This window comes from Pseudescherichia sp. (assembly GCF_031998825.1).
GTDB lineage: Bacteria > Pseudomonadota > Gammaproteobacteria > Enterobacterales > Enterobacteriaceae > Pseudescherichia.
Genome location: NZ_DAMACX010000011.1, coordinates 17,215 through 29,450, shown reverse-complemented (window position 1 = coordinate 29,450; position 12,236 = coordinate 17,215). Strand labels below are relative to the sequence as shown.

The following is a 12,236-nucleotide window of genomic DNA, read 5'->3' as shown; positions in this document are numbered from 1 at the left end:
CCCGGCGTTATCGTTACATTTTTTGCAGTGCGCTGCGTTTCGGCATCTGACCCGGGACGCGCGCTTTGCGCGGTTGCTCGTCGTCCAGCGCAGCCGCATCTTCCAGGCTGCGGGCGTTGGTCTCAGGAGCAAGGAACCAGGAGACGATCAGCCCAACAAAGGTAATGGCGGCGGCGATATACATCGTTGAACCGATACCCAGCGTCTGTAACGAGACCGGCACCAGCCAGGTGCCTACCGCTGCGCCAATGCGCGACAGGGAGGTGCCCACGCCAACCGCCCCGGCGCGGATCTCCGTTGGGAAGATCTCGTTCGGGTAGACCAGCTGCAGTACCTGTGCGCCGCCGATAAACAGGGCGTAGGCACCAAACATCAGCAGGATGATCATCGACGGACCGTCACGCAGCAGGCCCAGCAGCAGCAATGCCAGCCCGGACCACAGGAAGCTCTGCAGCAGCAGCTTACGGCGTCCCAGAGTGTTCACCAGCCGGGTCGCGATGATGCAGCCCACCACGAACAGCAGGGTAATGGCGATGGAGCCGTAAGAGGCCCAGCCGCCGCTGAGGTGCAGCGCCTCCAGCACCTTCGGCGCGAAGGCGTAGACGGCGAAGACCGGGATCACCGAGCAGGTCCAGAAGATAGTGACGAAGGCCATGCGCTTGCCGTAGCCGGAGTGCAGCAGGTTAACGAAGGAGAGGTTTTTGCTCTCGGCCTGGGCCGGCAGGTTTTGCAGGCCAAAGTCAGCGCCGTAGACGCGGCGAATAATCACCTCGGCTTCCGCGTGGCGGCCTTTGCCGATCAGCCAGCGCGGCGATTCCGGGGTGCCCAGACGGACCAGGAACAGCAGGGCGCCGATAACGGCGGTGCTCGCCAGCGTCAGACGCCAGGCCTCCGGGCCGCCGAAGTTGAGGAGGGCTTCCCCCACCAGATAGGCGGTAGCGGCCCCGGCGAACCAGAGGATAGTCAGGGTGGCGAGACAGGGTCCGCGGTTTTTCTTCGGCAGGAACTCAACCAGGAAAGCCGTCGCGACCGGGTATTCAATACCTACCGCAACGCCGTTAAGGAAGCGCAGGGCAAAGAGCATCTCACCGCTCTGAACCCAGTACTGGGCCAGCGAGCAGACAATGAACAGCGTCGGGCCAACGAAATAGAGCAGGCGACGGCCCAGGCGGTCGGTAAGCGCACCGCCAATAAAGCCGCCAAAGAAGATGCCAATCAACGCCGAGGCGGCAATCATCCCCTCCCAGAAGGCGCTTAGCCCGAGGGCGGGAGACACTTTCGTCATGGCAATGCCGATAATACTCAGGACATAACCATCAACAAACGATCCTCCGCCGGAGCGAACGGTAAGCAACCGGTGGAAACGGTTAAGCGGTACGTCTTCAACAGAAATGGTATTGGACATAGTAACTCCTGTCTTCCCCGGCGTGGTTAAATAAAAGTCTGTTACTAACTTTTATTCCCACGCGCACGGAATTCATGTAGGCCGGATAAATTCGAATCGGATAAAACACATTTAATAAATAATCGGTCTTGCCACACTTTTATAATTAATAAATTACAACCCGTACTCCCTGCTATTTAAAAATCACGTCACTTCATTAGAGAGCTTTTTTGCTGCCACGGTGCGGGTCGACCACCAGCAGAGTAGCGACCCCAGACAGACCATGGCGGTACCCTGCCAGAAAGAGACCGTCAGGTGGGAGTGGAGCATAAACGCCGCCAGCACCGCTGAGATAATGGGGATAAAGTACGACGCCGCCGCCAGCACCGTCACGTTGCCGTGGAGGATGCCGACGTTCCAGGCGGCATAGCCAAAGCCCATGGCGATGGCGGCGAACAGCAGGCTGATCCCTGCATGCCAGCTTATTACAAACTCAGGCTGCGGCGACGAGAGGAATTTCAACCACAGGGTTAAGGCCGTTAAAATAAAGAACAGGGTGATACCGTTATTCCCCTCTGCAATAATTTTCGTTACTACGCAATATATTGCCCAGATAATTGCGCCGCTGAACGCCAGACCATAGCTTAACGGGTTATCCATCACGTTATTTGCCATTTCAGCGAATGAAAAACCCTGGTCGCCGCCCAGCACAAATCCTATTCCGGCGATGGCTAAAATAATACCGGGAATAATCAACGGGCTGGTTCTCTGGCGGTTAACAATAACCGACAGCAGAATAGTCATACTCGGCCAGAGGTAGTTCACCATGCCCACCTCAATGGCCTGGCGACCGCTATGGGTAAAACCCAGCGACAGCGACAGGCAGAGCTCGTAGCAGACAAACAGCACGCTGCCGAGGATCAGATAGCTGACCGGGAAGCGGCGAAGCTTCGGAAAGCCGATGGTACAGAGCAGCAGCACCGCGCTACAGGTGTAGATCAGCGCTGCGCCGCCGACGGGACCAAAGCCTTCGCTGACGCTTTTAATCAATCCTACAATGGCGCTCCACAGCAGGATGGCAATGAATCCAATGAGTGTCGCTTTCTTCTGGGGCATAACCCTCTACCTCTGTTTACCATTCCGCTGTTTACAATTCGGTCACAAGCTGCGCTGGTGAACTGCCGTTCTGTTAAATTCTGGTTAAATGCAGGATTAAAACTATGCCTCCAGATTGACGGTGTAAATACGTCCAGATGGGCCAGAATCGTGGAATGTGATCGTTATCGGAATTTATATAGAAAATTACTACGTGGCGTATAAGATTTTAAGTTATTGATATTTTTATTTTAATTTTTTAATGACGGTAAAAATATCCTATAAAAACGTATTTCCTTTGTATTTATCATGTATACAAATTTTTTCAGCCATTGACCCCGTTCGCTCCTGAGTGCAGATTTTTAACAAACGCATCCTGTCCCTGCCAGTGAGCAGGCAGTCATGGTCATAAGTTTCCACCCTGGAGGTTATCGTGTTGACATTCGAAGGTATTTACACCCCGGCAATCACCCCTTACGCAGCCGACGGCAGCATTGACTTTGCACGCTTTGCTGACGTGCTGGAGTCGCTGATTGAGGCCCGCGTGCACGGCATTATCATCGGTGGCTCTACCGGTGAGTACTATGCCCAGAGCGCAGAGGAGCGGATGGCGCTGGTCGAGCACGCCCGGAAGGTGATTGGCAACCGTCTGCCGCTGATCGTGGGCACCGGCGCGACCCGCACCGAAGATGCTGTTCACTATGCGAAGCATGCCCGGGAGACCAGGGCTGACGCGATTTTGGTGACCTCGCCGCCCTATGCGCTGCCCACCGAGCTGGAGAACGCTCATCATGCGCTGACCATCGATAACGCTGCCCAGCTGCCGATCATGCTCTACAACTATCCGGGCCGTATGGGCATCACCATGGGAGAGACCTACTTCAACGAGGTCAGTAAGTCTCCTAACGTGGTGGCGATCAAAGAGAGCTCGGGCGATTTCAACAACCTGCACCTGCTGGCCTGTAAGTTCCCGAAAATCGCCATCTCCTGCGGCTGGGACGATCAGGCGCTGGAGTTCTTCGCCTGGGGTGCGCGCAGCTGGGTCTGCGCTGGATCAAACTTCATTCCGCGCGAGCATGTGGCGCTGTATGAAGCCTGCGTAGTAGAGAAGAACTTCGACAAGGGCCGCAAAATTATGGCGGCGATGATGCCGCTGATGAACTTCCTCGACGGGGGTAAATTTGTGCAGTCTATCCGCTACGGCTGCGAGCTGAACGGTCTGCGCTCGGGTCAGGTCCGCGCTCCGCTGCTTGATCTCAATGAGGAGGAGAAGGCCCAGCTGCAAACTATTATCGCCGACGTTAAGCGCAACGTGGCGGCAGCGTAAGGAGGATCTATGCAACAGCTCTCTACGTTAAATGATGTCACCACCCTGACGCGGGATCTGCCCCTGCCGGAGAAGGCCTTTATCAACGGTCGCTTTACGGCGGCTGCCTCGGGCAAAACCCTGGCGACCACCAACCCGGCCACCGGCGAGCATCTCACGGATATTCCCGCCTGTGACGCCAGCGACGTTGACGCGGCGGTGAGCGGTGCCCGTGCCGCCTTCGAGGCCGGAAGCTGGAGTAAGCTGGCGCCCGGCGAGCGGAAAGCCGTGCTGCTAAAGCTGGCCGACCTGATGGAGCAGGAGATTAGCCCTCTGGCAGTGCTGGAGAGCCTCGACAGCGGCAAGCCGGTCAGCGAGTGCCTGGCGGTGGACGTGCCGGAAACCATCCACGTGCTGCGCTGGCACGCGGAAGCCATTGATAAGCTCTACGACCACACTGCCCCCGTAGGCAACAGCGCCATGGCGCTGGTGGTGCGCGAACCGATCGGGGTCGTGGGCTGCGTGCTGCCGTGGAACTTCCCGCTGCTGATGCTGGCATGGAAGATCGGCCCGGCGCTTGCGGCAGGTTGTTCGGTGGTGGTAAAACCGGCCGAGCAGACCTCGCTCACCGCGCTGCGGGTAGCGGAACTGGCAAGTAAAGCAGGCGTTCCGGCAGGAGTGCTGAATATCGTGACCGGAACCGGGAAGGCGGTCGGGGAGCCTATTGGCCTGCATCCGGATATCGATATGGTGAGCTTTACCGGCTCAACCGCCACCGGGCGACGCTTCCTGCACTATGCTGCGGAGTCCAACCTCAAGAAAGTGGTCCTGGAGTGCGGCGGCAAAAACCCGGCCCTCGTCTTTGACGATGCTGAGGATCTGCACACCGTGGCCGGACACGTGCTTAACGGCGCCTTCTGGAATATGGGCGAAAACTGCTCAGCCACCTCGCGCCTGCTGGTGCAGGAGGGGGTCAAGGAGACGCTGCTGGCCATTATTGCAGAGCAGATTGGCGAGTGGCGGATGGGGAACCCCAGCGATCCGCAGAATAAGCTAGGGACGATGATCTCCCCCGAGCATTTCAGCAAGGTCAGCGGCTACCTCGATACTGCGCGCAAGGAGGGGCTACGTATCGTGCAGGGCGGCGACACCGAGCAGGGGATCTACGTCCAGCCCACCGTCATTGATGGCGTTACCCCGAAAAGTGCGCTGTTCCGGGAGGAGATCTTCGGGCCGGTGCTCTGCGTCACCACCTTCAAAACGGAAGCCGAGGCGCTGGCGCTGGCTAACGACACACCGTACGGTCTGGCGGCATCGGTCTATACCGGCAAACTCAACCGGGCGATCCGCGTCTCCCGTGCTATCCGGGCCGGAACGGTCACCGTTAACTGCTTCGGCGAAGGCGATGCCACTACGCCGTTTGGCGGCTACAAGCAGTCTGGCTTTGGCGGACGCGACAAGTCTGTCTTCGCCCTCGATCAGTACACGGAGCTGAAGACCATCTGGATCGATGTGCCAACGGAAGAGGCATAAGGATCGGGGAACGATCTCCTGTGAAAACATCGCCTTGTGTGGGGTGTGAATTTTTTAACTATTTTTGTGGTATACAGGCTTTTTCTGTAGGTTAATCACTATCACACTCAATATGCACAGGGCATTTCCAGGAGGCGACAATGAGAACGGGTAAAGCGGCGCTTTATGAGGATCTAAAGCGTCTTATCTTAACGATGGAACTCGACCCGGATGAGTTACTGGACGAAGCCAGCCTCACCGCGCAGTACGGCCTGTCCCGGACGCCCGTGAGAGAGGTTTTTCAGCGGCTGGCCGGTGAGGGCTATCTCGAAATCGTCGAGAAGCGCGGCGTGCGTGTGATCCCTATGAGCCACTCAACGCTGCGCAACTTCTTCCTTGTCGCGCCAATGATCTACGCCGCCACGGGGCGACTGGCGGTGCAGAACTACAAGCCTGCCCAGCTAAAGGCCCTGAAGGAGACGCAAAAGCGTTTTCGTAAGGCGGTGCAGACCCATGACGCCGAAGCGCTGGCCCTGGAGAATAATCGCTTCCATGAGCTGATGGGAGAGATGGCGGGCAATCCCTATCTGCAACCCAGCCTGGGGCGTCTGCTTATTGACCACTGCCGCATCGGCCATACCTTCTTCCGTCCGCAGAACGAAGATATGGAGCAGCGTTTGCAGCTCGCGGCGGATCATCACGATGCCTTTATTGCCGCCATCGAGGCGCGGGATGAACAGGCCGTTGTCGATCTGGTGTTTGAGCACTGGGAGCTGTCCCGAGTCAATATGGAGATCTTTATCGCTCCGCAGGGGCTGAAAGCTGACCATCTGATCCAGACGCCGGAAGCCAACCGCTAAATACCGTCTCACGCCTGCTGGCGCTCGCCGGCAGGCCCCGCTAAGCCTGCGTTTTACCCCCCTTCAGTAACGTTTTTCTTTTTTCATGCAGAGTGCATTTTTGCTACGCGCGTCATGTTTTTTATACAAGTTGTATACATAAAATATACAAGAAATATTCATAAACCTGTTTTCCGTAACATGACCCTGCACCATCCGGCTGGCTCTCTGGCGGGATGGATTAAAGAAAAACGTACCGGAGTAACGAACGTGCAAAAGATCACCTCTCTGCCTTCTGATGACGCCCTGCCGGGCTGGTATCACACCAGTAAAAAACGTACCCCGCGTCCTGCCCATGAGGGGCACAAGCACGCCCGCTGGGCGATTGTCGGGGCTGGGCTTACTGGACTGGCCGCGGCCCGCCAGCTGGCGCTCAACTTCCCCGACGATGAAGTGGTGTTGATCGAGGCTCAGGAGGTGGGGTTCGGCTCCTCCGGGCGTAATGCCGGCTTTGCCATTGATGTGCCTCATGACATTGGCGCGAAGGATTACATCGGTGACGTGAAGACCGCCAACCTGATCCTCAAGCTCAACACCCTGGGTCAGAACTATTTGCGTGCCATCGTTAAGGATCACGGCATCGAGTGCCAGATGTCGGACTCCGGCAAGTACCAGGCGGCGGTAGGCGATCAGGGCATTGCTATCCTTGAAGCGTACCGCAGCGGGCTGGAGAAGATAGGCCGCGAATCGCAGATGATCGCCGGGCGCGATCTGCCGGACCATATCGGTACCTCATACTACAAACAGGCGCTCTATATTCCCGGTACCATCCTGCTGCAGCCCGCGGCGCTGGTAAAAGGCCTGGCGGATAGCCTGCCTTCCAACGTTACTCTCTATGAGAACACGCCCATCGCCTCCATTGACTACGGCGAGAAGGTGACCCTGGTGCATGACAAGGGTAGCATCACCGCCGATAAGCTGATCCTCGCCAATAACGCCTTCGCCGCACACTTTGGTTTCCTGCGGGGCCGTCTGCTGCCGACCTTCCTCTACGGCAGCCTGACCCGTCCGCTAAGCAGCGAAGAGCAGGCCCGACTCGGCGGCAAGCCGGTGTGGGGCGTTATCCCTGCCCATCCCTTCGGCAGCACGGTACGCCGCACGGTTGATAATCGCATCCTGATCCGCAACAGCTTCAGCTTCCAGCCGGATGGCCGCCCGCGTGAGCGACTCCTGAAGGGCTATATCGAAACGCATCGCAAATCCTTTGAGCGCCGCTTCCCAATGCTCTCTGAAGTGGATTTTGAATACTCCTGGAGCGGGGCGATCTGCCTGTCGGATAACCACGAAGGCTTCTTCGGCCAGCTGGCACCGAACGTCTACGGCGCGCTCTGCTGCAACGGGCTGGGCATCACTCGCGGCACCGCCACCGGCAAACTGCTGGCGGATATGATCGCCGGAGAGCGTAACGAGCTAATCGATTTCCTGGTGGCGTCGCCGGGACCGAACAGGACCCCGCCGGAGCCGTTCCTCTCCATTGGCGTCAACTCGGTGCTGAAGTGGGGCCAGTTCCGTGCGGGATTGGAGGTTTAAGCGTGCGTAAAGTTTGGTGATAAATTAAGCACAGCGCTTGCTGGGTAAAAAAACGGCGGTAGAATAGGCTAACTCCCGCCGTTTTTTTATTTCCCCTACAGGTGCCATGATCGCTCTCAAAACAGTTCTATTGAGTCTGCTGTGTATTATTCTGCTCTCCCTTGTTGCCAGTCTCGCCCAGGCGGTCAGCCAGCGCGAGGCAAAGGCCAACGAGGGGTGGTGGTCCGCCCGTCGTGACTCGTCCGGCATCGCGCCCGATCCGGTCAAATTTGCCCGGCTGGCGATCGTTCAGGTCTATGCTGCGCCAACTTACGGCTGGAAAGGGGCGGTGGCGGTGCACCCGTGGATCATCTTCAAACGCGCCGGAGAGGACCACTACACCCGCTACGAGGTGATCAGCTGGGGCAGCGGCGACAAGGTGCGCCGCGACCGTAACCAGGCGGATGGCTACTGGTACGGGTCCAGACCGCGCCTGCTGGTGGATCGTCGTGGGCCAGAAGCCGAGGCGATGATCCCGCAGATTGAGGCGGCGATTGCCTCCTATCCGTGGCCGACCACCTATCACGCGTGGCCGGGGCCCAACAGCAACACCTTTATTGCCCATATCGGTCGGGAAGTGCCTGACCTGAGGCTCGATCTGCCTGCTAATGCGGTAGGGAAAGACTACCGTCCGATCTACCGGCCCATCGGCTTGCCGCCTTCCGGACGCGGACTACAGGTTTCGGTGCTGGGCGTGGCGGGGGTGACCCTGGGGGCAGAGGAGGGGTTTGAACTTAACGTGCTTGGTTTAAACGTCGGCCTCGACTTTACGCCCCTGCGCCTGCGCCTGCCGTTTATCGGCGGCATCGGGTCGGATAATTTGCAGGAGCAGTAAAAAACCCACGCGGACGTGGGTTTTAAGTTTATTTACTCGCTCGCCACCTGCGCTCGCAGATGCTTAGCGCGCTTCTGCTTGCGCAGCTTATCGATCAGGCGGTGCGCCTCGGCACGGGTTGCTACCGCCGGGGAGGAGCCGCTCAGCGGCTTCTGGGCCGTCTCACGCAGGGTCAGAACCGTAATCAGACCGATAATCCCCGCACCCATCATATAGTAGGCGGGCATCATCACGTTGTGCGTGGTATCTACCAGCCAGGCGGTGACCAGCGGCGTGGTGCCGCCGAACAGCGAGACCGACAGGTTAAAGCCAATCGCCAGCGCGCTGTAGCGGATGTCGGTCACGAACAGGGCCGGGAGCGTAGCGGGCATGGTGCCGCTAAAGCAGGTGTGCAGCACGCCAAGAATAACCAGCCCGCCAAACACCGCCAGCATATTGCCGGAGCCGATCAGCATAAAGCTCGGGATTGCCAGCAGGATCAGCCCCGCAGCGCCCAGGCCAATCACCGGGCGGCGACCGATGCGATCGGTCCAGTAGCCCCAGGCCAGGGTCAGCGGCATCATCACAAACATGATTACCATCACCAGCAGCAGCCCGGTCAGCTCGCTCATGCCCAGCACGCTGGTCAGATAGCTTGGCATATAGGAGGTCAGCATGTAGTTCGAGACGTTGAACACCAGCACCAGGCCGATGCACTTCAGGATCTGCTTGCGATGTTTGTTCAGCATCTGTAACAGGCTGAGCTGCGGCTTACTGTGCTCCAGCGCCTCCTGCTTATCCATATGATCTTTAAACGCCGGGGTCTCTTCCAGCTTCAGCCGAATGTAGAGGCCAAACAGCCCCAGCGGCGCGGCCAGGAAGAAGGGAATGCGCCAGCCCCAGGCGTGCATCGCCTCGGTGGGCAGAACCGCGATCATGATCGTTACCAGGCTGGCACCCAGCAGATAGCCGCCAAGAGTACCAAACTCCAGGAAGCTGCCCATAAACCCGCGGCGTTTGTCGGTGGAGTACTCCGCGATAAAGGTCGCGGCTCCGCCGTACTCGCCCCCGGTAGAGAAGCCCTGCACCAGACGCGCCAGCAGCAGCAGGATCGGCGCGGCGATACCAATGCTGTCATAGGAGGGGATCAGGCCGATACAGAAGGTGCCTACCGACATCATGATCATCGTCAGGGCGAGGATCTTCTGGCGACCGAAGCGATCCCCCAGCGGGCCGAATACCATCCCGCCGATAGGCCGCACGAGGAAGGCGGCGGCAAAGGTGCCGAAGGAGGCGATCAGCTGCGCGGTGCTGCTGGCACCGGGGAAGAAGACCTGGCCGATGATCACCGCCAGGTAGCTGTAGACACCGAAATCGAACCACTCCATGGTGTTACCGAGCGCAGCTGCGCCGACGGCCTTTTTCAGCAGGCCGCTATCGATAACGGTAATGTCGTCTACGGTTAATTCATTGCTTGTTGAAGCGTGGTTTTGTTGCTGGTTTAACGTCGTTCCGTTGCTCATAAACTCCCCATGAGTGTGGATGGCGCAACCTTATAGCTTTCGCAGCCTTAATACTCATGTCAGAGGAAAAGAAAGCTATAAGATGCAGATAATGATGATTCGCCACGTTTAGCGGCGGGGGTACACCATAAATAAAATAGGCGCAGGGTGCAACTTTTTGGCGGTATTTGCTGCTTTTGCCGGAAATAGTGGCGATATCAGCTTAATCTGAGCAGGGTTAAAGCGATAAATAAACCCCCTAAAATACAGGGTTTACTATTTCGCCTGCTAACGATCTATTTAATTGATGTCGTTAGCACTATGATGACACAACCGTTTTTTATATTTGTTTGTAGTGATGAATATTTCAATGAACCCGCAGCGGCAGGCTGATGTACTTCTCGTTATGGTCACCCTTATCGCCGCCTGCGGCTGGATCTTTTCCCGGGAGGGTATCTCCGGGATGCCGGTTTTTGCCTTTCTGGGCCTACGCTTTGGTTGTGCCGCGTTGGTCCTGCTGCCGTTCTGCCGGGGGCAGCGCATCCCAAGGGAGCAGATTATACGGGTGCTCATCAGCGGTGGCTGGATGGCGCTGACCATGTGCCTGTGGATCTACTCCGTTTCAACCACCCCTTCGCTGGGCGAAGGTGCATTCATCATGAGCCTGTCGATGCTGTTCGTGCCGCTGGTGGCGTGGGGGATGATGAAGGTCCGGCCCGCCCGCGCCTACTGGGAGTGTCTGCCGCTGGCCTTCGTTGGGTTAGGACTGCTGAGCCTACAGTTTCCCATCTCGTTTCACGCGAGTCAGGGGTGGTTTCTGCTGACCGCCGTGGTGCAGTCGATCTCCTTCTGCTACACCAGCCGCTGCGCCAGGGAGGTACCTCTGCTGCCGCTGACGGCAGTGCAGCTGGGCATGACCGGGGTGGTGGGGCTGGTGCTGTCCGGCATGACGGAGACGTGGACCCAGCCTTTTACCGCTACCACCGCAATGTGGCTGCTTGCCAGCATCCTGATCGCCACCAGCCTGCGTTTCGGCCTTCAGCTTCAGGGGCAGAAGCATGCCGCCGTTGCTAATGCGGCGATTATCATGGTGCTGGAGCCGCTGCTAACGGTGATCGCGGCGGCAATCTGGTATGGAGAGAAACTGCCGATGCAGAAGATCACCGGCGGGATATTAATATTAGTGGCCCAGCTGTGGTTCAGATGGCGAATGGTGGTTCGGCCACAGTCTTAAGGTAGAACAGGACAAATACGCCGGGCAGGTTCTCTATTTCCAGTGAGGTATAGGTGAATCGATTGATATGGCCGTTCTTATCAATAATGGCCTTATATCCCGCGCCGATTTTACTCACGTCGTGGTAATTCCACATCCGCCGGAAATCCGCGCTTTGCAGATTCAGCACGGATATAACGGCTTCAAACTCCTCCGCCTGTTTGGCTGCGGCGTAATTTGAGCGGAAGGCGGAAATAGTATGCCGGGCAGCGCTATCCCAGTCGTGAATAATTTTCCTGTACTCTTCATTTAAAAACATTAACTTCAGGGAGTTTCTGTTCTCTTCAGCGACGGTCGACCAGTCAAAAATTTCATTTCTGGCCGCCTCATTCCAGTAAAGGATGTCCATGTTAGCGCGGCGAATAAACGCTGGATGTGGGTTCAGCGCCTCAACCATTGCCGTCACTTCTTTAGGCAGTTGCCTGCTGGCGCTCTGCGGCACAGCCCGGTGGCCGAAAACGATATCCTCCAGGTAATCCTGCTCCACCGGGGTGAGTTTTAGTACTCTGGCAATACGCTGCAGGGCGCCATGGGAGATACTGATGCTTCTGCCTTGTTCCAGCCACGTATACCAGCTGACACTCACGGCAGCCAGCTGCGCAACCTCCTCACGCCGCAGACCTTTTACCCGTCGTCCGGTTGTGACAAAGCCGTACTCAGCGGGATCGACGGCCGCGCGGCGGCGGGTGAGAAAATGTTTCACGTCCTCGTTGCGGGACATCAGCCTCTCCTGGCTATGACTCATAGTCATAGGATAATCCCCCCCATTTTTGCTGGAGGCGTTAGCACTTACGATTGCCGCACAGAATAGAGTAGTTATGGGAAAAATTGAAATATGTCATCGCAACAGATACCAGAAACCCTACGCGCTGGGCGTTTAGC

10 protein-coding genes are annotated in these 12,236 nt (G+C 57.5%); 6 read left to right on the top strand and 4 right to left on the bottom strand.

Features of this window, described 5'->3' with window-relative positions; genetic code table 11:
• Positions 1 to 13: 13 nt before the first annotated feature.
• Both RTP97_RS07375 and yddG read right to left on the bottom strand, forming a co-directional pair.
• Positions 14 to 1,405 carry an MFS transporter gene (locus RTP97_RS07375; protein WP_312412198.1) on the bottom strand — a complete coding sequence of 464 codons (1,392 nt, stop codon included), beginning with the start codon at positions 1,403 to 1,405 and terminating at the stop codon, positions 14 to 16.
• A gap of 183 nt (positions 1,406 to 1,588) precedes the next feature.
• Positions 1,589 to 2,500, bottom strand: a complete 912-nt coding sequence (gene yddG / locus RTP97_RS07370; RefSeq protein ID WP_312412195.1) for an aromatic amino acid DMT transporter YddG — start codon at positions 2,498 to 2,500, stop codon at positions 1,589 to 1,591.
• 412 nt (positions 2,501 to 2,912) lie between these two features.
• Between yddG and RTP97_RS07365 the strand changes: the two genes are divergently transcribed.
• The 5 genes from RTP97_RS07365 (at position 2,913) to RTP97_RS07345 (ending at position 8,600) form a co-directional block, all read left to right on the top strand.
• Positions 2,913 to 3,806, top strand: a complete 894-nt coding sequence (locus RTP97_RS07365) for a dihydrodipicolinate synthase family protein (protein WP_312412193.1) — start codon at positions 2,913 to 2,915, stop codon at positions 3,804 to 3,806.
• Positions 3,807 to 3,815: 9 nt separating this feature from the next.
• Positions 3,816 to 5,318, top strand: coding sequence for an aldehyde dehydrogenase (locus RTP97_RS07360; protein WP_312412192.1), 1,503 nt, complete (start codon positions 3,816 to 3,818; stop codon positions 5,316 to 5,318).
• A gap of 140 nt (positions 5,319 to 5,458) precedes the next feature.
• Positions 5,459 to 6,157: a GntR family transcriptional regulator gene (locus RTP97_RS07355; RefSeq protein ID WP_312412190.1), complete on the top strand. Its 699-nt coding sequence runs from the start codon at positions 5,459 to 5,461 to the stop codon at positions 6,155 to 6,157.
• 249 nt (positions 6,158 to 6,406) lie between these two features.
• Positions 6,407 to 7,726, top strand: coding sequence for an FAD-binding oxidoreductase (locus RTP97_RS07350; protein WP_312412187.1), 1,320 nt, complete (start codon positions 6,407 to 6,409; stop codon positions 7,724 to 7,726).
• A gap of 106 nt (positions 7,727 to 7,832) precedes the next feature.
• Positions 7,833 to 8,600 (top strand): DUF3750 domain-containing protein, encoded by a 768-nt coding sequence (locus RTP97_RS07345; protein WP_312412185.1) that lies wholly within the window; start codon positions 7,833 to 7,835, stop codon positions 8,598 to 8,600.
• Between the two features lie 32 nt (positions 8,601 to 8,632).
• Here the strand turns inward: RTP97_RS07345 and proP are convergent, their stop codons facing one another.
• A complete protein-coding gene (proP, locus tag RTP97_RS07340) occupies positions 8,633 to 10,102 on the bottom strand; it encodes a glycine betaine/L-proline transporter ProP (protein ID WP_312412184.1) in 1,470 nt (489 codons plus the stop codon).
• Positions 10,103 to 10,451: 349 nt separating this feature from the next.
• Here proP and RTP97_RS07335 point away from each other — a divergent pair, with 349 nt between their 5' ends.
• On the top strand, positions 10,452 to 11,315 hold the full coding sequence (locus RTP97_RS07335; RefSeq protein ID WP_312412389.1) for a DMT family transporter: 864 nt from the start codon (positions 10,452 to 10,454) through the stop codon (positions 11,313 to 11,315).
• Here RTP97_RS07335 and RTP97_RS07330 read toward each other — a convergent pair.
• A complete protein-coding gene (locus RTP97_RS07330; protein WP_312412181.1) occupies positions 11,281 to 12,075 on the bottom strand; it encodes a helix-turn-helix transcriptional regulator in 795 nt (264 codons plus the stop codon). The genes RTP97_RS07335 and RTP97_RS07330 overlap by 35 nt on opposite strands.
• Positions 12,076 to 12,236 lie beyond the last annotated feature (161 nt).